21 protein-coding genes are annotated in these 22,410 nt (G+C 36.8%); 14 read left to right on the top strand and 7 right to left on the bottom strand.

Features of this window, described 5'->3' with window-relative positions; translation table 11 throughout:
- Positions 1-15: 15 nt before the first annotated feature.
- From flhB to motA, 6 genes are all read right to left on the bottom strand, one after another.
- Complete coding sequence (gene flhB / locus Bho11B_RS05665; RefSeq protein ID WP_078673877.1) at positions 16-1,086, bottom strand: flagellar biosynthesis protein FlhB; 1,071 nt, start codon at positions 1,084-1,086, stop codon at positions 16-18.
- Positions 1,087-1,104: 18 nt separating this feature from the next.
- Positions 1,105-2,187 carry a flagellar motor switch protein FliG gene (locus Bho11B_RS05660; RefSeq protein ID WP_078673876.1) on the bottom strand — a complete coding sequence of 361 codons (1,083 nt, stop codon included), beginning with the start codon at positions 2,185-2,187 and terminating at the stop codon, positions 1,105-1,107.
- A 28-nt stretch (positions 2,188-2,215) separates the two neighbouring features.
- Entirely contained in the window at positions 2,216-2,620 is a 405-nt protein-coding gene (gene fliN, locus Bho11B_RS06915; RefSeq protein ID WP_078674107.1) for a flagellar motor switch protein FliN, read from the bottom strand.
- A 144-nt stretch (positions 2,621-2,764) separates the two neighbouring features.
- Complete coding sequence (locus tag Bho11B_RS05650) at positions 2,765-3,235, bottom strand: BAB2_0123 family type IV secretion system effector (RefSeq protein WP_035007126.1); 471 nt, start codon at positions 3,233-3,235, stop codon at positions 2,765-2,767.
- The gene (locus Bho11B_RS05645) at positions 3,228-4,196 is read right to left on the bottom strand and encodes a FliM/FliN family flagellar motor switch protein (protein ID WP_078673875.1); all 969 of its coding nucleotides are present in this window, start codon (positions 4,194-4,196) and stop codon (positions 3,228-3,230) included. Before Bho11B_RS05645 ends, Bho11B_RS05650 begins: the two co-directional genes overlap by 8 nt.
- Positions 4,197-4,198: 2 nt before the next feature.
- On the bottom strand, positions 4,199-5,074 hold the full coding sequence (gene motA, locus Bho11B_RS05640; protein ID WP_035007128.1) for a flagellar motor stator protein MotA: 876 nt from the start codon (positions 5,072-5,074) through the stop codon (positions 4,199-4,201).
- 268 nt (positions 5,075-5,342) lie between these two features.
- Here motA and Bho11B_RS05635 point away from each other — a divergent pair, with 268 nt between their 5' ends.
- From Bho11B_RS05635 to Bho11B_RS05570, 14 genes are all read left to right on the top strand, one after another.
- Positions 5,343-6,143, top strand: coding sequence for a DUF1217 domain-containing protein (locus tag Bho11B_RS05635; RefSeq protein ID WP_035007130.1), 801 nt, complete (start codon positions 5,343-5,345; stop codon positions 6,141-6,143).
- Between the two features lie 35 nt (positions 6,144-6,178).
- Positions 6,179-6,913, top strand: coding sequence for a flagellar basal-body rod protein FlgF (flgF, locus tag Bho11B_RS05630; RefSeq protein ID WP_035007133.1), 735 nt, complete (start codon positions 6,179-6,181; stop codon positions 6,911-6,913).
- Positions 6,914-6,953: 40 nt separating this feature from the next.
- Positions 6,954-8,483, top strand: coding sequence for a FliI/YscN family ATPase (locus Bho11B_RS05625; protein ID WP_153300839.1), 1,530 nt, complete (start codon positions 6,954-6,956; stop codon positions 8,481-8,483).
- Positions 8,484-9,073: 590 nt separating this feature from the next.
- Complete coding sequence (gene flgB / locus Bho11B_RS05620; protein ID WP_035007135.1) at positions 9,074-9,460, top strand: flagellar basal body rod protein FlgB; 387 nt, start codon at positions 9,074-9,076, stop codon at positions 9,458-9,460.
- A 2-nt stretch (positions 9,461-9,462) separates the two neighbouring features.
- Positions 9,463-9,879: a flagellar basal body rod protein FlgC gene (gene flgC, locus Bho11B_RS05615; RefSeq protein WP_078673874.1), complete on the top strand. Its 417-nt coding sequence runs from the start codon at positions 9,463-9,465 to the stop codon at positions 9,877-9,879.
- A 57-nt stretch (positions 9,880-9,936) separates the two neighbouring features.
- On the top strand, positions 9,937-10,275 hold the full coding sequence (locus Bho11B_RS05610; RefSeq protein WP_078673873.1) for a flagellar hook-basal body complex protein FliE: 339 nt from the start codon (positions 9,937-9,939) through the stop codon (positions 10,273-10,275).
- Between the two features lie 72 nt (positions 10,276-10,347).
- Positions 10,348-11,136: a flagellar basal-body rod protein FlgG gene (gene flgG / locus Bho11B_RS05605; protein ID WP_035007411.1), complete on the top strand. Its 789-nt coding sequence runs from the start codon at positions 10,348-10,350 to the stop codon at positions 11,134-11,136.
- Positions 11,137-11,141: 5 nt separating this feature from the next.
- Positions 11,142-11,600, top strand: coding sequence for a flagellar basal body P-ring formation chaperone FlgA (gene flgA, locus Bho11B_RS05600; protein WP_035007140.1), 459 nt, complete (start codon positions 11,142-11,144; stop codon positions 11,598-11,600).
- Positions 11,600-12,826: a flagellar basal body P-ring protein FlgI gene (locus Bho11B_RS05595; RefSeq protein WP_078673871.1), complete on the top strand. Its 1,227-nt coding sequence runs from the start codon at positions 11,600-11,602 to the stop codon at positions 12,824-12,826. Before flgA ends, Bho11B_RS05595 begins: the two co-directional genes overlap by 1 nt.
- A gap of 71 nt (positions 12,827-12,897) precedes the next feature.
- Positions 12,898-13,548 (top strand): MotE family protein, encoded by a 651-nt coding sequence (locus Bho11B_RS05590; RefSeq protein ID WP_236829040.1) that lies wholly within the window; start codon positions 12,898-12,900, stop codon positions 13,546-13,548.
- Positions 13,549-13,655: 107 nt separating this feature from the next.
- Complete coding sequence (gene flgH, locus Bho11B_RS05585) at positions 13,656-14,321, top strand: flagellar basal body L-ring protein FlgH (protein WP_035007412.1); 666 nt, start codon at positions 13,656-13,658, stop codon at positions 14,319-14,321.
- A 112-nt stretch (positions 14,322-14,433) separates the two neighbouring features.
- On the top strand, positions 14,434-14,934 hold the full coding sequence (locus Bho11B_RS05580; RefSeq protein WP_035007143.1) for a flagellar basal body-associated FliL family protein: 501 nt from the start codon (positions 14,434-14,436) through the stop codon (positions 14,932-14,934).
- Positions 14,931-15,683: a flagellar type III secretion system pore protein FliP gene (fliP, locus tag Bho11B_RS05575; RefSeq protein WP_078673870.1), complete on the top strand. Its 753-nt coding sequence runs from the start codon at positions 14,931-14,933 to the stop codon at positions 15,681-15,683. The genes Bho11B_RS05580 and fliP overlap by 4 nt, the downstream gene beginning before the upstream one ends.
- Before the next feature lie 751 nt (positions 15,684-16,434).
- Positions 16,435-18,603: an autotransporter outer membrane beta-barrel domain-containing protein gene (locus Bho11B_RS05570; RefSeq protein WP_245289115.1), complete on the top strand. Its 2,169-nt coding sequence runs from the start codon at positions 16,435-16,437 to the stop codon at positions 18,601-18,603.
- Positions 18,604-18,913: 310 nt separating this feature from the next.
- On the opposite strand, the gene Bho11B_RS05565 is transcribed toward Bho11B_RS05570, so the two are convergent.
- The gene (locus tag Bho11B_RS05565) at positions 18,914-21,964 is read right to left on the bottom strand and encodes an autotransporter outer membrane beta-barrel domain-containing protein (protein ID WP_078673869.1); all 3,051 of its coding nucleotides are present in this window, start codon (positions 21,962-21,964) and stop codon (positions 18,914-18,916) included.
- Positions 21,965-22,410: the final 446 nt, after the last annotated feature.

The following is a 22,410-nucleotide window of genomic DNA, read 5'->3' as shown; positions in this document are numbered from 1 at the left end:
TTAAGCATTATTGTTTTAGTGATTTTTTTGATTGTTGATAAAACGAATTAAGGCAGCAACACTTTCATATAATTCTGTTGGAATTGTTTGGTCGATTTCAACCTGTTTGTACAACGTTCGTGCTAAAGTGACATTTTCAAAAATGGGGATCTCATGTTCGATGGCAATTTCACGAATATGTAGTGCTAGGATATCTAGTCCTTTTGCAATTACAACTGGTGCATAATCAAGCGGTGGTTTATAGCGTAAAGCAACAGAGAAGTGAGTAGGGTTTGTTACAATAAGAGTTGCTGTAGGGACATTTGCGATCATTCGGCGGCGGATACGGTCTCGTGATAAAGAACGCATTCGTGCTTTAACCATAGGGTTTCCTTCAAGGTTTTTATGTTCTTCTTTAATTTCTTGTTTCGTCATGCGTAATTGTTGACGCCAGTGAAAACGGGACCATGCGATGTCTAAACCTACAAGAGCAATAACTGTTGTAATAAAAGAGAGGGACAGGTTAATCAATTCTTTATGAATATATTTTGGTAAAGCTGATGCATCTGTTAAAAGCGCATTAATGAAAATTGTGTTGCTTTTGAAAAATATTATATAAATAATTAAACTAACAGCGATAAGCTTGGTGAGTGATTTTAAAAATTCAACTAATCCTGCTTTACTATAGATTCGCTTAAATCCATTGGCAGGAGAGATACGCGACCATTGTGGACGAATACGCTCTATGACAAATCTTGGTACATTCTGTACTGCTGATGCGGTAATGCTAAGCAAAGGGATAAGAATTAAGATAGGAGCTAAGGCTAAGCCTACACTTCCACCTACTAAATAAATCAAGTGTTTGACATCTTCTGCAGTATTAATACGCCAGGATTCTGGACGTTCAAGCCATTGGATCAAAAAATAGGTAAGTTTTGAAATAGCTGGAAAGGAGATAAAAACGCAAATAAGACTAAAGCTTACAAGTGAAGCAAAGACAGGCAATTCACGAGAAAAAGGAAGATTTCCTTTTTCCTCTTCTTTACGAATTTTATATTCGGTTGGTTCTTCTGTTTGACTTTCTTTATCTGGTTTTTCATCTGACATATTGGTTCAGTGCGCCCTTTAGGACGTTCCTTCTTCTCCTAAAAGATTGATTGTTCCTTGTTCTGATAGTTTAATAGCTGTTTGAGCAATGCTACGGCGTGCATTGATAATCGCTTCTTGTTGAATAGTGTCATTCTCTGTAGCAAGCTCTGTTTCTACCATGCGGCGTGTCCGTTGTGAAAGAGAATTAAGAATAAGTTCTTTCATAAGATCTTCCGCATTACGCAAAGCTGTAATTATAGTATCAGCTGCAATTCCATCAAAAAGAAGCAATCGTGCTCTTTCTGTCAAACGTGGAATATCTTCAAAAACAAAAAGTTTTGCTTTGATTTTTTCTACATCTTCTGGATTTAGATTGTCGAGATTTGCCAACATTTCATCAATGTCTGTTTTATCAAGCTCATTTAAAATTACAGCTACTTGACTGTGATGTGCTTTGTCTCCTTCATCATTGTTCTTTAGAAGCGCAGGTCGTAGGGCTTGATCGAGAAGCGTTTCCATTTCTGGCGAAACTGTTCGTAGGTGTAATCTTCTGCGTGTAAGATCACTTCGTGTAGACATTGTTTGCGCCATAAAGATTTTTGCTGCTATTTCAGAAGGAAGACGAGAAATGATATAACTGACCACTTGCGGATGTTCTTGTGCAAGATGTTTTTGTAAAGTATCAACGTTTAATTTTTTAATGATATCCCAAATACTTTCTTGAGGTAGTGTTGGTGCTTTTGAAGGATCAAAAATTAACGCAGCTTCGTCTTCTGGCAATGTTTCTTGTATTAAATTATCGAATTTTGCACCGGCTTCTGAAAATGAAACGCCTTCTGCAAAAGCATCTTCGAATTGACGAACCAAAATTTCAAAATCAGCAAGAGAAATATTGGGTAAAGTATGTGCATGCCCACTAAGATGGCGTAAATCATCTGGTGTAAAGTATTTTAAAAGACGTGCAGCAGCAGGTTTCCCTAAAGCAACAAGCAGAGCTGCAACCTTTTGTTGTCCAGAAAGCGTATCAATAATTGTAGAAGAGCTCTCTTTATCAGAGGGTATATTCTCTGATATAGTATGAAGTTCTTCCGTAGTTTTTGTTTCCTTTGCCTGCGTCATATTTATCTTTCATAAGATTTGAAATCAGTTATTTATCAATAATTTCGGTAAGACTAACCCCAAAACGAGAAGGATCATCCTCTAGAACAATGACTTCGCCGCGGGCGATAATACGGCCATTGACCACGATATCAATAGGATCTCCAATTTGTTTGTCAAGTGTAATAACTGCACCTCTTCCTAAATCCATTAAGGTTGCGACTGGCATAGTTGTTGAACCAAGTACGACTTGAACTTCAACAGGAATACTCATAATGAGTTCTGTATTACTGGATGTATCACCTGGGCTTTTGGGCGCATTTGAAGCACCTGTACCTCCAATAGTTGTTTTTCCTGCTGCTTCACCTCCAAAAGAAGGAGTGCCTGGATTTGTTCTAAGGTTAGGTGTTGCTGTTCCTGGTCGTGGTGCTCCAGCACCAAAACCTCCTGGCATTCCGGGTTTTGGCGCTATACCTTCTCCAACTTTTGGTGTTGTGGGGTTGGGTGCTGTTGCAGGATTGATTCCTTTAGGAATTCCGGGGTTTTTTATGTCATTAGTCATTCTGTCACCGTACTATTTTTTCTACCTTTAAAGGTTTTAAAATTTTGTTTTTAAAAGTTGTATTTTGTCATTAAGAGGTGTTTTATGCGCTTTGCGTTGCACAAAGACAGGAAGGCTTTTAGGAACGATAGGTTGCCGGCGAAGAGTATGTATTGCACCAGATGCTGCAGATGGACCATGAGCTTGTGTAGCTAAAATACTGCGGAACTGATTGAAATCACTTTTCAATTGATCACGGACATTTTCCATATGGGAGATTGAACGATCAATATCACGTCGAATACGTGTCGATTCAATCATCCGTGCATCCATTTTTCTATTTTCATCTCGGAATTCTTGATGTTCTTCACGCAGAGTTGAAAGGGCTTGATCAAGACAGGCTGTCCCCATTTGAACTTGTTTTGCAAGCTCACGTCCCATTTGGATAGTGGCAGCTAGTTTGCGTATTGTAATAATCAAAACACTCAATGAGACGAGAGCCAAAAATGCACTTATAAAATTAAACATGAACCAACTCATCAATCATTTCCTCTTCTTCATCAATAGGATTTGTAACTCGGATAGAAAAACTTGTCCCAATTTTACCAAGGGAGCATTTATAAAGTGATTTATTGCCACTGCGTAACCTGATTTGTTTCGCAGCATTGGCAGGAAGGGGTAAAATCTGCCCTACTTTGAGGGTAGATAATTCATTTAAAGTCATTGATCCCTGTTGAATAAAAGCTTCAATGCGTACACGTGAACGACTGACTTCTTGTTTTAAACGTTTGGCCCAAAGGGGATCCGTTCGTTTTGCAGGAGCGCGGAGTGCACGTGTAACGGCTTCTTGGATAGGGCGATGGCAAGTGCGTGGCATTAAAATATTCACGTAGGTTTCCACTTCACCGCATTTCACTCCGAGAGTGCAGGAAAACATTTGTGATTGGTTAAATGTTTCCGCATTAAATTCTTGTGCTTTACATGTTTGTTTGAAGATTAAAAGTGATCCATCACCGATACCAAAAACACCATCTAACGCATAGGCTAACAATTTTCCAAAAGTTGCACCGACTTTTCTTTCTATCGGACTAAAAGGGCGTCCATTGCGATTTGTTACCATGGGTTCTGAAGCCCCAAAAAATACTTCTGTTGCTAGTTCTACGAGTGTTGCATCAAGAACAAAAATAACGTCATTTCCCCAACGATCGGAGTTGAAATAAACCAGAAGTGCTTCTGTTCCAATTGCTTGAGTAATCTGATCCGCTTTCAGTGTGTCAAGTGATTGTACATCTGTCGTAAATTTTAAAGAGGTATAATTGCTTAAGCGCATACACAGATTACTTGCTGCATCACGGAAGACATATTGAAATGACATGAGGTCATCACTTGATAGGCCAGCTGCACGTAAAATATGTTGGGTCAGCGCATCTTGTTTTTTATCTTCTTGCGCTTTTTCTTCGTTTTCTTGTTTTTCGATCGGTTCAGTCATATTTAGGCGGCCTCTTTTTCACTACCTTGACTAGCGATTGCGTGTTGTTCCATAATATCAATTGTTGGACGGTCTTTTGCTGAGATGGTTTTACGACCGTACTCGAGTGCTATTTGTGGCATTGCGCCGTTCATGTAAGCCAACAGTGTTTGTTTAACAACAATGTAAATACGCACTTTTTTATTGCGTACCGTTTTTATTTTTGAGGCAAGAGGGCCAAAGATACCATAAGCGAAAAAAATACCAGCAAAGGTCCCTACAAGAGCAGCTCCAATTAAGTGTCCTAATACTTCTGGTGGTTCACTTATGGCTCCCATAGCTTTAACTACACCTAAAACAGCTGCAACAATTCCAAGAGCTGGAAGAGCATCAGCCATATTTTGCATTGCTTGATAGGGTTTTTGAGAATCGTATGAAATTGTATGAATTTCTTCATCCATTAAAGCTTCAATTTCAAAAGGGCGTGTATTTCCCATGACAATAAGACGGCAATAGTCACAAATAAAATTGGTTAAAGATTCATCTTTTAAGATCAGAGGATATTGCTGGAAAAGCGCAGATTCTTTTGGATTGTCAACATGAGCTTCCATTTCAGATTTTGATTTTGAACGCATTTCCCGCATAAGAACATAGAGTAAACCCAATAGTGATAAAAAATCTTTTTGTTTTGGAACAGCATCTTTCATTGCTTCTATCGTTGCTTGCAATGTGTCTTTAATAGCGGGAATAGGGTTGGAAACAATAAATGTTCCAATAGCTGAGCCTAAAATGATAACAAATTCCCATGGTTGTACTAAAACATCAAGATGACCTCCCATAGCGACATAACCGCCAAGTATGCATCCAAAAATAATTATTAATCCTATAATAACACCCAAGGCTGTGAGCTCCTTATTTTTAATTTTTGTGGAGAAATAAATGTCTATGCTTGTGTAAAACTTACCATTTATTTTCTTAATATTGTATAAAAGTATTACAATATTTTATAAAAGTGTTAAGAGATATAATAATTTAAAAATAAAAAGCATTTTATCTATTAATAAAGACTTGTGAAATATTTCTTACGTTAATAATAAAGTGGTTTTATCATAAGCTTTAGGCAAGTTTTATGCTTTAAATTGGGGCTTGTGTAGAGAGGGGTTTCCTGTGATTAGCACATATACGAGTTATAGAAGTACAATTGATAATATGAAGCAAACGTTTGATAGGCTTTTTCAAAAGCCACAAGTCAAACGTGAGACAGACTATTATGTTAAGCATATTATTGGTGTGAAGTCGGTTGATGATTTTTTGGCAAATGATAAAATCTATAATTATGCTATGAAAGCTTATGGATTGGAAGATATGATTTTTGCTAAAGGCATGATTCGTAAGGTTCTTTCAGATCCTGAGTATGCATCTCAATTAGTAGATAAGCGTTATCAGCAATTTGCAGAGGCATTTAATTTTAGCAAATATGGTGAGAAAGCGACACAAAGAGAGAGTGCAAAAACGGTCACCGTGAATAAATATATGCAACAAACATTAGAAGTTGAAGTAGGCGAAGTTAATGAGGGGACACGTCTTGCTTTGTATTTCACTCGGACTATCGGAGGAATGGTGCAGAATAATGTTCTGACAGAAAAAAATTGGGCTTATCAGATTTTGAGCGATAAGGCTTTATCAGCTGTTATTTTTAAGGCCTTCAATATTTCTGAGAATGTGCTTACGTCGCCAATTGAAGTGCAAAAATCTTTGTTAGAGTCGCGTATGTCACTTAAGGATTTACAAGATCCAAAGAAGTTAGAACACCTCATTGCAAAATTTTCTGCTATGTATGATGTACAAAATCAAACAGTTGTTAATCCTGCTTTAATGATTTTGCAAGGATCAAATGTAGGTAGAGGTTTAGCTTTTTCAAATGAAACAATAATGGCTTTACAATCTTTCAAACAGGGTGGTCTGTAAGTAAGTATTGATAAGATTCAGAAGGGACTAGGTATATGCAAAATCCGATTTATGTGGGTGTTTCAGGCCAAATTGGCTTGGAACGGCGGATGGAGACTATTGCGCAAAATATGGCAAATGTGAATACACCAGGTTTTCAAGCGGGTGGTATGAAGTTTGATACATTATTGTCTTCCGTTGCACATGAACAGGGTGATCGTGTGTTTTTCACAAGTGCTGGCAAGGGATATATTTCCACTGATCGTGGTTCTTTGGTAGAGACGGGTAATGCGCTTGATATTGCTGTAGTAGGCGATTCCTATTTTTCTATGCAAGCATCTTTCGGACAAGTGTATACTCGTGATGGACGAATGATTATGACTCCGGAAGGGGGATTGGTTTCTGTAACAGGGTTACCTTTTTTAGATGAGGGAGGGGCACCAATTCAGCTTAATCCAGCAGGGGGGACACCACGTATTGTAGCTGATGGAAGTATCTATCAAGATAATGCATTCGTTGGGAAAATTGGTTTATTTCAATTTCAGCCAGGTACCCAGTTGCGTTATGGACCGAATTCTTCTGTGATACCTGATAAAGCAGCTTTTCAATCAGAAGGGGGAAGCGGTGATACTGTTGTGCAAGGGTATATTGAAAGTTCGAATGTGAATGGTGTGATAGAGATGACTCGCCTTATTGAAGTAAGCCGTGCTTTTGAACGTGTTGAATCAATGCTTCGTCAGCAAGAAGAAATGCGTTCTAAATCTATTCAAATTTTGAGTGGAAAAGTATAAATATTTGATCATAGAGGCTTTGTATTGAAGAGTATGTATGATGCTAGAGAGTGAAAATAATTTTATGCCAGAAGTTGTTTTAGTTAATGCTACGCCAACAACTGATTCAGTTATAAATTCTTCTCTTGCTGATGCAAAAGATACTGATATTCATGCTGAGGAATCAGATGATACGGTAAATCTTCTCAAAGATGTAACAAATGCTGATTCAAATACTGACATAATTGAGACACCTCCTTCTCCTACTGCTTTAAATCGATTGCTTGATTTTGCAAAACACAAAAACGATCATTATTCTCACCTTGTGAGTCAAGGTGGTGTTATTAGCGATGTAGCACGAGGGACATTAGTTGCACGTGGTTTATCACAGTCTGTCTTATTAGGTGATACAGTATCCGTTGAGTGTGAGTCACAGTTTCTACGAGGTGAAATTATTCGTGTTAATGAAGAAAGCGTTTTAATTAAACCTTATGATGAAACTGTCGTTCCTATGCTTTCTGCTTCTGTTTTTCCAAAAGGTCCTCTTTTTGTTGCTCCAGATCGTTCTTGGTGTGGACGAATTGTTAATGCTTTTGGAGAGGCTATTGATGGCAAGGGAGGATTATCTTCTGGGCCACGAAATATGGCAATTGAGACCTATGCACCTCCAGCACTGAAACGTGCGCGTGTGGGTGCAGGATTACGCACGGGCATTAAGGTTATTGATATTTTCACGCCCCTTTGCTTTGGGCAGCGCATTGGGGTTTTTTCTGGTTCTGGGGTAGGGAAATCGACTCTTTTGTCTATGATGATGCAAGCTGATCATTTTGATACGGTTGTTTTAGCGCTTACAGGAGAGCGTGGCCGTGAAGTGCGTGATATGCTTGATGATGTATTACACGATAAATTACACAAATTGATTGGAGTGATCGCAACGGGTGATGAAAGTCCGATGATGCGCCGTTTAGCCCCAATTATGGCGACAACAATTGCTGAATATTTTTCTTCTTTAGGAGATAATGTTTTGCTTGTTGTCGATTCTGTTACGCGCTATGCGTTAGCAACTCGAGAAATTGCTATTACTGCTCATGAGCCACCTGTTTCACGTGGATTTCCTCCACGCGTTTTTAGTGAATTGCCCCGTTTATTGGAACGTGCAGGTCCCGGCAGGGAAGGAAAAGGATCTATTACGGGTGTTTATGCAGTATTGGTTGATGGTGATGACCATAATGATCCCATTGCTGATACTATTCGTGGGATTTTGGATGGTCATATTGTTCTTGATCGTGCCATTGCTGCACAGGGAAGATTTCCTGCCGTTGATATCCTTTCTTCTATTTCACGTTTGGCATCTTATAACTGGACCCCTGAACAATGTACATTGGTTAAAAATTTGAAAGAGATGATTTTTCGCTACGAAGAAACACGTGATTTACGCGCTATGGGTGCTTATCGTCCAGGGACAGACCATGTTCTTGATCAAGCAGTTTTTTTAGTCCCATCTATTTATGCTGCAATGAAGCAAAGTCCCGATATGGCACTTATCAGTGATCCCTATGAAGAATTAGCTAAGTTATTGAAAAGTCAGTAATAGTTGCTAGCGGTAAAAGGGAGAATTATTTTTCAAGAGATTACATTTTGTTGTGTACAGGCTTGTGTTTGGTTAGTATTTTTTCTTTTCATGGTTTATGATGTATTTAGAGAAGTTTGAAAGAGGCAACATAGGGTGTTTAGAAAGCTTGATCGGTTTTCTATAAATCTAATAAATTAAGAGTATGTTTGCAAAGTTCTATGTGAATCTGTTGATAGAAAAAGGAATACTGTTTGAAAAGATTTCTCTCCCATTGCTGATAAACCGTATAGATTAATTTTGAGTTAAGCCTTCATAAACAAGATAAGTTTTTTCTTGGTTGAGTTGTGAAAATTTCTTCTTATCAAAGAAATGAAGGGTAGCATCGCGATGATTAAGTGTGATGCGTATATTGTTTATCAAGTCAGGAAGTTAATTCATTCATGGCAGTTAATATTTTGTTATTATGATTGATAAAAGTAAGGTGTTGTAAAGACATCTATAGTGCGGGGCTGGGTATGATTTCATTTTCTTGTAGATTTAAAATGCGAAAGCAAGTCTCGCACAAGTTTTCTTTATTATGATGGTTTGAAGTAAAAAGGGTAAGAATTATGGATTCGGTTAATTTTTTTGAGATGGCAAATAAACAAGCAAATTGGTTATCTGTTCGCCAAAAGGCAATTGCGAGTAATGTCGCGAATGCAAATACACCGGGGTATAAAGCCCGTGATGTAGAGGACTTTACAGCCGTTTTACAAAATAAAACGATTTCTATGGCTGTGACGAATGTTCATCATATGGATATAACCGAAAATGGTATGGAAACGCATATTATCCGCCCTGAAAATGTTATGGAAGTTACGCATTCAGGTAATGATGTCAATTTAGAAGAAGAAATGCGTAAAGGAGGGGATGTTAGTCGCGAAATATCTCTTAATACTGCTATTGTAAAAGCTTTTCATCGAATGACAATGGCAACAGTTAGAGGAGGAGCTTAAAGATGTCTGATCGTCTTATTGCAGCAGAACAAATTGCTACAACCGGTTTGAGTGCTCAGTCAACACGTTTGCGTGTTATTGCTGAAAATTTAGCCAATGCGAATTCAACGGGAAAATCTCCAGGTGCTCGACCTTATCAGCGCAAAACAGTGAGCTTTGAAGCGACGCTTAATCCTTACATTGATGCACAAGGTGTACATGTAACACGGATTAGCACTGATAAAGCGCCTTTTATTATGCGTTATGAACCAGGTCATTTGGCTGCTGATAGTAATGGTTATGTGAAATATCCTAATGTGAATTCGATTATAGAAATGGCAGATATGCGTGAAGCAAATCGCTCATATGAAGCAAATTTACAAGTAATTCGCCAAGCACGCGATTTAATCTCACAAACGATTGATTTATTAAAAGGATAAGCTGTTTTATCACCTTAATTAATAGGTTTTATTTTGAATTTTGTAGGAGCATATAAAATGATTGAAGCATTTACTTCTGTTGTATCACACAATACCCTTGATTCTTTGGGGCAAGCCAGCAAACAAATGAGTAGTCTTAATGGGCAGCAAATCTTGCCTGGTGTAGTAGGAAACAATGTCAGTTTTGATCAGGTTTTATCTGAGGTTGTAGAAGTTGTTGGTACAAAATTACAAACAGCAGAAAGTCTTTCCATAGATAGAATCTCTGGAAGTGATGTTGGTGTGCGCGAAGTTGTAAATTCGGTAATGGAAGCTGAACGGTCTTTAAGTACAGCTATCGCTCTCCGTGACAAGCTTGTACAAGCATATCTTGAAGTAAGTCGGATGCAAATTTAGCATGAGCACGATAGTGTTTAGATTAGCATGAGCACGATAGTGTTTAGAAAAGTATAGGAAAAAATTATGGTCATGAAATCACTGTCAATTGCGGCAACAGGTATGGCTGCCCAGCAAACTAATCTTGATGTTATTGCTAATAATATGGCGAATATTAACACGACGGGTTTCAAGCGTGGGCGTGCAGAATTTGCAGATTTGATGTATGTTGCAGATCGTGCAGTTGGTGTTCCTAATATGCTTAATCAAGCTGTTATACCTGAAGGAGCAATGATTGGGATGGGTGTGCGTACTGCTGCTGTTCGTACGATTAATACCCAGGGGGCTTTTGTGCAAACTGGTAATGCCTTAGATCTCGCTATTAATGGAAATGGTTGGTTTGAAATACAAGATCCCAATGGCAATGTTTTTTATACTCGTTCAGGTGCTTTTAATTTAAGTGAAACAGGGCAGATAGTAACATTGGAGGGCAATTTAGTGCAGCCTGTTATTACTATTCCTATAGGGAGCAAAAATGTCACAGTCAGCCCTGATGGGACAGTTTATTATCAAACGGATACAGATCCTAATGCTGTGGAAGCGGGACGGTTTCGTTTAGTTAATTTTGTCAATGAGGTTGGTCTAGAGCCAATAGGGGATAATCTTTTCCGTGAGACGCAAGCTTCTGGTGCACCGGTTCCAGGAGATCCAAAGGAGGATGGATATGGCAGCATTATGCAAGCAATGCTTGAAGCTTCTAATGTTGATCCAGTCAAAGAAATGACAGAGCTTATTGCAGCACAGCGTTCTTATGAAATGAATTCTAAAGTAATTCAAGCATCAGATGAAATGGCAGCAGTTGTTTCTAAAAATCTGAGGTAAATGGTATGAAAAATTTTTCGCTTTTTCTCATAAGTTTTTTTCTCTCGTTTTTTTTATTAACAGCAGCTTATGCTGATCGGATTGGTTTTCTGGTTCCTGATAAGTCTATTTATGCTGGTCAACGTGTAAGTGATATGGGTTTAAGCGAAAAGCATTTTTTTATTAAATCTGATGCAGCCTCCTTGTATGTGACGGATATGAAACAAATTCTTCACAAAGTAGCAAAACGTACCTTAACAGCAGGTCGGCCTATTCCTCTTTCTTCTTTAGGAGATCCAGTTTTGGTAGAGCGTGGTCAGGCAACAAAGTTGATTTTCCAAACACATAATTTGCAAATTACAGCTCTAGGAGTTGTTTTACAGTCGGGATCTTCTGGTGATGTCATTCGTGTTCGCAATTCCGATTCAGGGCGTGTGGTTACGGGAACCGTTTTGCAAAATGGTGATGTAAGAGTAGGTTTTTAATGATTATGCGTTTTTTTGCTTGTTTCTTGTCTTTTTGGATTCTCTTTATTCCAGCATTTGCAGATGAAGGCGGGAAAAATGTTGAACAATATAACTCTACAGTGGAAGCTGATGCTGCCTGGTTGGGGTCGGGCGGTCATCCTGCACAAATGCATTATTCAGATTTAGCGCGTTCGAGTGCAGTAGCTCGTTTAAAAGATATTGCGATTATCCAAGGTGTTCGTTCTAATCAATTAGTGGGTTATGGTTTGGTGATTGGTTTAAATGGTACTGGTGACTCTTTACGAAACGCACCTTTTACAGAACAATCTATGCGAGCTATGCTGGATAATTTAGGAATTAGCCCTCCTGCGGGTGCATCGCGTGTTAATAATATAGCTGCTGTTATTGTAACTGCTGAAATGATGCCTTTTGCAACTCCAGGATCACGGATTGATGTAATGGTTTCTTCTTTGGGGGATGCAACATCTTTACAAGGGGGCACATTAGTGATGACACCGCTCCTTGGAGCAGATGGTAAAACTTATGCGGTGGCACAAGGCAATATGGTTATTTCCGGTTTTGGGGCTAAGGGAGCTGCAGAAAGTGTAACTCAAGGTGTGCCTACATCGGGTCGTATTCCAAATGGTGCACTTGTAGAACGCAAGATTGATGGAAATTTCAACCATAGTAACGAGATTATTATAGAGTTACGGAATTCGGATTTTTCGACAGCAGTCCGTATGTCTGATCTCATTAATATTTTTGCTAATAAGCGTTATAAACAAAGTGTTGCTAGAGAGCGTGATGCGAAAACTATTGTTTTAAACAAACCGCGTAATATTTCAATCGCACGCTTTATTGCTGACATTGAAGGATTACCTATTCCTACTGATGAGGTGGCGCGTGTAGTTGTTGATGAACGTACAGGAACTGTTGTTATTGGTGAAAAAGTACGTGTTTCACGTGTTGCTATTTCACATGGTAGCTTAACAGTACGTGTGACGGAGGAACCGAGTGTTTCACAGCCTAATCCTTTTAGTGAAACAGGTGATACAATTGTGGTTCCGAGAACATCAATTGATGTTGATCAGCCACTCTCTAATATTGGTATTTTGAATGGCGTCGATTTAGATAGTCTTGTTAAAGGGTTAAATCAAATTGGTGTCAAACCAACAGCAATTATAGCAGTTCTGCAGGCAATTAAAACCTCAGGCGCTCTTCATGCGGAGCTTGTTGTCCAATGATAAAATTACGTTTTTATGTTTTTTCTTTATTTATAGTAATATTTATGGCTTTTCCGGTTGGGAGGGGATATGTGAAAAATGCACCTGTGCCAATTCCTGCACCAAATAAGATTGCTTCATCTATAGAAAATGTAGAATCTATAGAAAATGTAGAACAGTCACCAGTTTCTACTGAAGTGCCTAAACAAAAAATTGAAACTGTATCCCATCAGTCAGTTCAGCCGAAGGAGGCAATAGAGACTGAGGTAGATACGAAAGCTCCTATTGTTTCATTGATACAAGAGAAGTCTGGAGGAAGATCTGAGGGGATATCTGGAGTAAGTACAGAAGAAATAGAGCGTTTTTGTAGCAATATTGGGAGTCAGGCTGCAGATGCGCGTTTTCAGTTACAACGCAAACAATTACAAGAATTACGTGATCAAATTAGTGAACGTGTGAAAATTTTAGAAGAAAAGCAGAACGAATATCAAATTTGGCTTAATAAACGCAATGAGTTTTTATCAATGGCAGAGAGTTCTTTAGTTGAAATTATTACGAAAATGCGTCCTGACGCTGCAGCTGCTCAATTGGCTTTGATGAATGATCTTGTTGCAGCTTCGCTTGTACTTAAGCTGAGTCCTAAAGTGTCGAGTGCTATTATGAATGAATTACCGCCTGAAAAATCAGCGGAATTAACTCAAATATTAGTGAGTGCACAACAAGCATCAACAAAAAAGAAATAAATGCAATATGCGATAGAAGTAAAGATAGTATAATTATGCAAGTAAAACAGATAAAAAGTACAAATAAATACTCTTCTTTCTTATATTTAATAATTGGTTTGACTACCATGTCTATAATATTAGCCAGTTGTTCTTATAATGTAAAAGATTTTAATTCAGCACCAAATTTTTCACCGGTTCGTGCTGATTTAGGATATGCTTCTTCGCATGCAGCAAGTATTTATCCACCAGCACCGAGTGAAAGTCGATATTCGCTTTATCGTTCAAGCGCTAGTAGCTTTTATCGGGATCCGCGTGCAATGAAGCCAGGTGATGTATTGACCGTGCAAATTTTCATTAATGATCGTGCTAGTTTAAACAATAAAAGTGATTTAAAGCGTGATTCTAATTCCAAATATACAATTGGAGCCGGATATTCATTTATGGACAAGTTAGCTGGTAGTATTGAAGGTGGCTCATCGAGTCAGTCTAAAGGGGATACTAAGGTAGAACGACAAGAAAATATTCGTTTGTCTATTGCAGCTATTGTAACAGATGTTTTGCCAAATGGTAATTTGGTCATTAATGGTTCACAGGAAGTTCGGGTTAATAATGAATTGCGTATTCTCAATATTGTAGGATTAGTTCGTCCACGTGATATTTCAGGCAATAATATGATTGATTATGATAAAATTGCTGAAGCGCGCATTTCATATGGAGGCCGTGGACGTATGAGTGAAATACAACAACCTCCTTATGGTCAGCAATTACTCAATCAGATTGCGCCTTTTTAGAGAATGAATATATAATTAATTTTATTGTTCATTATCAAAAAATAGAAACTTATCAAAAGTAACTTTTAATTACATTATTTATGTGACAAGATTTATGTGACAGGGAATTTTTATGGCAGAAGAGTCGAAAAAAGAAGAAAACATTGTGCAACGGGAAAGTAGCATAAAAGTTTTTCTGATTGTTGGATTTGTTTTGACATTGGTTGCTGCTGTTTCTGGGTGGTTTTTAGGAGCATGGGTGAGTCGGGAGATGGCGCCAACTTCTAGTAATTTAAAAGAGTTACCAATGACTAAAACTCCAGAGAATCTTATTGCTGCTGATTCCCATATTGTTACTTTGCCCCCTATTTTAACTAATATTGCAGTACCAGAAAATGCTTGGATTCGAATGGAAGTCTCTTTAGTTATTAAGCCTGATGAGAATATTGAAGCTACACTGACAGCTGATATATCAAATGATTTTTTAGCATTTTTGCGACAAGTTACAATCGATCAGGTTAAAGGGCCGTCAGGGTTAATGAATTTGCGTGCTGATCTTTTAGATCGTGCCAGAGTTCGTTCCGGTAATAAAGTAAGTAATATTTTGATTTCAAGTTTGGTAGTAGAATCATGAAGCGGCTTGGCGGCTTTGTATTGATGATATTTTTGTTAGCAACAACAGTTGCTTTTGCGCAAAAAACAGGTGCTGAGAATGCTAGTGGTATTGCTGGATTATTTTCTTATCCTGAAGGTTCAATTAGTGGACGGATAGTCCAACTTTTCGGCCTATTGACTATTTTATCAGTAGCTCCTGGTTTATTGATCATGGTTACCAGTTTTACTCGTTTTGCCATTGCTTTTTCACTGTTGCGAACAGGTTTAGGATTACAAACAACGCCTTCCAATCTTGTGATGGTCTCATTAGCTTTGTTTATGTCCTTTTATGTAATGGCTCCGACATTTAATACGGCATGGGAGGAGGGGGTCCAGCCTTTAGTAAATAATAAAATCAGTGAACAACAAGCGATAGAAAAAATTAGTCAGCCCTTTCGAGAATTTATGATATCGCAGGTCCGTGAGAAAGATCTTGACTTGTTTGTTAATCTCTCTGATTCTTCTCTTCAAGTTAAAACAGGTTCTGATATTGATTTTCGAGTTTTAGTTCCTGCTTTTATGATTTCTGAATTACGTCGTGGGTTTGAAATAGGCTTCCTTATTGTTCTTCCTTTTTTAGTGATAGATCTTGTCGTGGCTACGTTGACAATGTCAATGGGAATGATGATGTTGCCACCAACGGTTATTTCTCTACCATTTAAAATTCTATTTTTTGTATTAGTTGATGGATGGAATTTATTAGTTGGAAGCTTAATAAGATCTTTTTAAAGTTATATTTAAGCTTATAAATTAGTTTTATTGTATTAATTATTTTTAATAAAATTAATAGAATTATAATTTATTCCTACTAGATATGATATTAGTTTCTTTTATAAGCTACTATATATATTTTAATAGGATATATTTGAAAAAAATATTATAATTTATAAATTCTTATTGAACATTTAGCGTTTGAAATTATAAGACTAATTAAGAACACATTGTAAGCTACTAAATAGGCCGTACTCATTATTAGTTAACTTTATACTATATCGCTAACAGTATAAACTTTGTTTAAGTTTTCCATTTATTATAACTAAGTATAAATATAGACTATATTCATCTTATAATAATTTTGCTTGTAAATATTATATTTAAATAAAATAGTTGGGATAGAAACAATCGCACCTAAATTCCCAGTAGAAGACTACCAGCATTGTTCTCTGTGAATTCAGGTCCAGAAAAATCTGATGTACATAAACAACAGTCTCCATTAATAAAAATTCATTATGATGCTAAAATCAAAATAAATCAATAGTCAATAATGATTTAAATACTTGAATTTATTTGTGATTTATTAAGAACATTATCAATATCTCTCATGCTTTAGTGAAAATGATAACCAAGATTGATAACTTTACATATAATATTTTTTGTTGCATATAAAATCCGTTTTAAATTTTATAGTTTAATGGTAGGGTAAATTATGCACAAAATGCTATATATAATCTTTACGTTTTTGAGTTTTTTCTTATTGAATGTGTTTTACGTTTTGGCTGAAGTTAATGGCAATCACAGTGTAGTAAATGATGGATTTTCAGGGGTACCTATCGTTGCAATCGAACCAAAGGGTGCGCCTCTTGTTATTAATGGAGGAACATTTAAGGCAGTTTCTGTAGGGATTTTGGCTAATGGTATTGGAGCATTTAGTGCTACAGGAATTGATATACAGGCAGGTATTGTAGGTATAATGCCTGGAGGTGCAACTGAAGTGCATTTAAAAGATTCAGTTATAAATATTAAGAATCCTGATGGACAAATAAGTGATGGGTATGGTATTTTTTTTGGATATGATAAGATGCCCTCTAAGAGCGCTAGTGACAAGAACGGAAGCGGTGGTATAAGTTTCGTTGCTCCAAGTCTTGTAGATCTTACCAATACAAAAATTTTATTTAGCGAAGTAGGTATTATGGCATTTCAATCAGGTATTGTGTCACTTAAAAATTCAGAAATTCGTTCTAATATTTTATTAGGAAGTTATGCTAGTGATAAAGAGGTTTTACCTTCCGTTAACATGTTGAGAGTTTCTGCAAGTCATTCTATTCTAGAAGGTTCAGCACAAGCTGAAGGAGTGCAATATTCATTTTTAACTCTTAAAGACGATTCAAAATGGATCATACCAGTTAATTTTAATATTAGTGAAGAAAAACTGAGAGCAAAGGAGCAGCAAGAATCTGTTCTGCATATGCTTACACTTAATAATAGTACTGTTATATTTGATCAAAAAGGTAGTGGTATTTACCAAACTTTACGCATAGAAGATCTCAAACAAAGTGAGATGGGACATTATATAGCAGTTGGTAATGTTAATATTCATTTTAATATGGGGGTGAGCAGTTCTGATGAAAACGGTTCTAATAAATACGGTTCTGATAAACTTATAATCACCAAAACTGATGTATTCGGTACTACTAAAGTTCATATTAATTACGTTGAAGATCAGAATGTAGAGGAAAACCGTAGTGCAACACGTGTTACTAAAAATGCAGTTATTTTGCCAAAGGAAGGAGTTACGATTATTGAGGTTCGTGGTGGAGCTGCAAATAAAAAGTCCTTCCAATTAGTTCATGGTTATACTGTATTTAATAGCTTGCCTTATAGGTATGTTCTTAATAGTAAAAGAGAAACTTCTGGTATTTGGAAATTCAATTTGTCAAATGGATATGTTGATGCCCAATCACAAGTGAAAGCCCTTGTACCACAAATGGCTAGTTATGTGGTTATGCCGAATGCTTTATTTTCTGCTGGTTTCTCTGATATCAGTAATCAGAATGGTATATTAGCTGATGTGCAGGAAACGTTAAATGTTGCAGGTAAAAAGACGAGTTCTGTCTTTTTATCTTCTTATGGTAATGCAAAAACTTTTTCATCTATTCGTAATCCGTTGCAATATGGTTATGGTGCGGATGTACGTTATGCTGCTCTACAAACTGGTGCTGTGTTAGGTTCTTTTGAAAATGCAAATACGGTTACCAGTGTCGGTATGTTAGGAACTTATGGTCAATTATCTTTTACGCCAAAAGATATGGAAGATTCTGCTAAAAGTACTCTTGATAAGTGGTCCATTTCAGTTTTCGGTAATATGCAGCATGATAACAATTCGTATATGAATGCGCTCTTTTCTTATGGTATCTTGAAAGGGCATATTAAGGCTGCTGTTGTCGATAATGTAGCAAAACTTGATGATAAAAAGATATTAAGTGTATCTGCAACTGTCGGTCACAAATTAGCAACTGGTAATAAAAGTGTATCTTTTGAACCGCAGGCGCAAATTGTTTATCAACGTTTGATGTTTGGTACTATTTTAGATAGCGATAATCTTGAAGTTAATATGAAGGATCCTCATCAATGGTTAATGTGTGTAGGTGGTCGTTTAACCAAAACGCTTCCTGTTGTTGAAAAGAATAGTTTCATTGCTTTCTATGGAAAAATGAACATTATAAAGACTCTTAGTTTTAGCGATACCATAGAAGTTGGTGATACTTTTTATCTTGATTCTATGGGCTCTGCTATTGAGGGTGGTTTAGGTGTTAATGTGCAGTTAACTAACAATATTTTTGTACATGGTGATGCTAGTTATCAGCAAAGGTTATCAAAAACTGGTATGTCTGGGGCATCTTTTTCCGGAAAGCTGCAGTATCGTTTTTGATAGGTTAATGCGACTTTAGTAAAGAGGTAATGTACTTTATTTTCTTCTTTATGTATAAATCTTTATTCTTCTTAGAGCTTTGTGGTCTTCAGAAGCGTCCCAAAAGGTAGACTTTGATAATAAAGATCATTTATGATTTCATACTCTTTCTTTCCGCATTCATTTAATAGTGCTTTTATCTCTTGATGAAAAAGCGGATAGAAAGAGGGTTTTCGGGGATGAAGAGAATATAGGTTTCGTGAATAGAATTATTATAAAAAAGGGCAGTATTTATACTGCCCTTTTTGTTGAAGTTAATATCAGTATTGTTTTAGAAACGGTAACGTATTCCACCTGAGAAAGAGGTTGCTGATATACCTGCTCTTTGAAGTTTGTGTTGGTGACTGACGTCACCATGCAATCCCAATTTTTTATTTAATTGTGCATTAATTCCTACACCACCTTCAACAGAAGTTCCCATAGGGTCAAGATGGAAATTATCCGCAACCTGTATTGTATCACCATCACCAAAAGCGTTGATCATGTTCAGTTTTCCATAAAGGGAAATGATATGACCGTTTTCTGCTGCAGTGACAGTTTTGGTTAAACGTCCACCAATACGAACCAACCATTGGTTAGGATTATTCATATCGATTTCAAGATCATTACCATCTGAAATATTATCAAACATCAAGCGCTGATAAGCAAGTTGTGCTTGTGGTTCAAAGACTAACCCTTCAACACCAGTTGCAAATTGTTGACCAATGGTTGCAGAAGCACTCAATGTGTTGACGTCATCTAATTTTGCAATGTTACCAATATCAGCAACTTTAATGTTTCCTTTCACAACGCCATAGGAAAAGAGTGTATCAAGGTACAAGCCATTCCGATGATGTATACTACCGAAAGCTGAAATTGACCACTTATCAAGTGTACTCTTGGCAGAGCCTTCCATGTCTTTTGGAGTGAAAGATACTTGTCCATAAGAGCCTAACAAGCCGAAATTTGTTGTGGTATTTTGATTTTCCAGAACACCTAACGCGACCCCTAATTGTAGAGCACTGTAGCGAAGATCAGCTCCATAACCATATTCCATAGCAGTATGTTTGGATGATAAAGTTGCTGTATTGCCATAAGAAGATAAGAAGAAAGCATTTTTCTTATTGTTATCATTTTCCAACGACATAATCCGCAGATTGGATAAGGATGCATTTTGCTGATTGATATCAGAGAAACCAGCAGAAAATAAAGCATTTGGCATCACCAAATAACTGGCCATTTGTGGGACCAGAGCTTTCACCTTTGATTTAGGGTCGAGATAGGCATTTTGCAAACGGAAATCCCAATATGATTGGCCATCACCAAACAGACTTTGATTTTCACTTTTACTAGAATCCTCAGGACCGTAGGCATTAAGAGTGTATTTATAAGGAGAATTATTTATTGTGGTATAGCCATTTGCCAATTTAAAGGAGTCTTTATTTGCTTCTCCAGAAACTTGGACGAGTGAGAGACCATTTTCATTTGCAGGAACAGAAGCATTTTCTTCTAGTTTCTTCTTTCCCTTGATACTGTTGACATAGATTGTCGTTGTTCCTGAAGCATCACCATTAATTACAAGTCGATCTGTTTTTTGATCTTTTGTTTTAAGTCCGCTACTCCATTCAGTGTTGAAGTAAATTTTTGCATCGCCTTTCGCATTATAGACTTTTTTCGCATCGTTTGGAAGAGCAGGTCGTGCTGGATCAACTTCTGGTATTGCTGGTCCTACATGTAATATCTGATATTGACCATCTGTCGGTTTGTCAAAAACAATGGTACTGTTATCGAGATTAAGCGTAGAAACAGTAGAGTGTGATCTTTGAGAAATATCAAGCAATGCTCCATCTTCATCTGCACCTTCTTCTTTTTCTTCTTTACTGATTTTAAGCGTCCATACTGTACCATTGGTCAGATTAAAGACTGTTTTAGCCTTGTCTTCAGTTCTAACACCACCTTCTAAGATTGAATGATCTGCATCGAGTGTAAGAGATGCTTCCTTGTCATCTTTAGAAGTGTATCTTAATAAAAGATCAGCACGTATTTCTGAATTTTTGAGTTTGATAGCATCTTTTCCAGATTTGTCTCCAAGAATACCTACACCTTTTTCAACGGTAAGTTTTGTATTCGTGAAATTAACATTATTTTGTTGATCACCATTCTCATCTCTAAGTTCTAGGCCATTTTTAGCAGCTGTTGCAGAAACATTGGAAATATCAATTTTTGCACCGTTTTCTACAACGAATGCAGCCTCGTGCGCATCAATTGTACCACCTGTCATTTTAACAACTGCTTCTTTCCCAGATACAGAAAGACCAGTGCCTTCTTTAGATTGAATGGAAACATTTTCTAAAGAAACTGTGCTTCCTTCGGCTTTAAATCCAGACCCTTTGACAACGCTAATTTTTGTATCTTTTAGTTTGTTTTTATTATTTTTACTGTCTACAAAAGTAACACCGTCTTTTTCTGCTTTAATAGAACCGCTGGTCATATTTAATATTGCTTTATCCTCTATTTCAATACCAATGTTATCTGAAGAGATTTCTACATCATTTAATGTAACGCTAGTCCCTTCTCCAGAAGCAACAACTGCTTTCCCAGGAGCATTCTCATAAACGCCATCCTTTTTTATTGTAATAGAACCACCATTTGCTACAATTGCGGCACCTTCTTCTATTCTAAGGCCTTCTTTTTTTGAAGTAATGTCCACATCGCTTAATGTAACGGTTGTACCTTCATCCTTAGCTTGTACAGCAGTTTCATCGGCCTCAATAGAGCCACCTTTCATCGTGAATTTAGCTCCATCTGTTAAATCAATACCTGTCGTTTTTGAAGTAATCTTTACATCGCCTAGTGTAATAGTTGTATCTTTACCTTTAACTCTTACGGCAGTGTCACTGACATCAATGGTACCACTTTCCATTGTGATTGTACCACCATCACCCGCAGAAAGACCAGAATCAAGATCTTTAATAGTTGTTGTGCCTTTTAGAATAATTTTACTGTTCGACCCTCTAGCTGTTGCGCCGATTCCTTGTTTCCTAGCATTGCCAATTAGTGTTAAATCTTCACCTGTGATTGTACCACCTGTTTTTCCATCATTTCTAGCTTTATCGCCAGTACCTTCAGCTCCGTCAATTTCTTCTTTTTTATCACCTACGTAAAGAGCACTTTTTTCTAATTCCGGAGCTTCATAAGTTTTGCCTTTACCGGCATCCCTAAAGGCGCCATTAATTATAGAGATGCTTTTCTCATCACCAGCTGCAGCAGCAACATTAAAATGAGCACCAAACAAAATTATAGCAGCCGCAGCTGTACACGATAGAAGATAATTTTTACACATAAAGATTGTCCTAACTTATAAAACCCAAAATATCCCCCCCGCTTATAAGAAGGATATTGAATCGATAATTCCTATTGGATGAAGTAAATTATTTTTCCTTATATGTAAAGATAAAAATTATTTTATATAAAGATAAATAATATTTATTATTTATATACATAATGTATTATATATTATTATTAACAATACATAATGTATTAAATTATTCTTTTAATAAAGAGCTCATTTTTCATATTTATATTTAAAATGAATGCTAAAACAATAACATAATATTATCTTTAATCTTTCTAGTATAGAGGCTTATTATAAGCTCAATTTAAAATACTGATAAGTTTTCTATTTTTATAAAAATGATGGATATAGTTAAGAATAACTAATCAAAGAAATAAAATATAATGGAGACTTAATATTTGGGCCTTTTTTAAAAAGAGGGAAGTGAAATAAAA

The organism is Bartonella sp. 11B (assembly GCF_002022625.1).
In the GTDB taxonomy this organism is placed as follows: Bacteria; Pseudomonadota; Alphaproteobacteria; order Rhizobiales; family Rhizobiaceae; genus Bartonella; species Bartonella rochalimae.
Note: the sequence above shows the minus strand (reverse complement) of the source record. Positions and strands in the feature narration are given on the sequence as shown.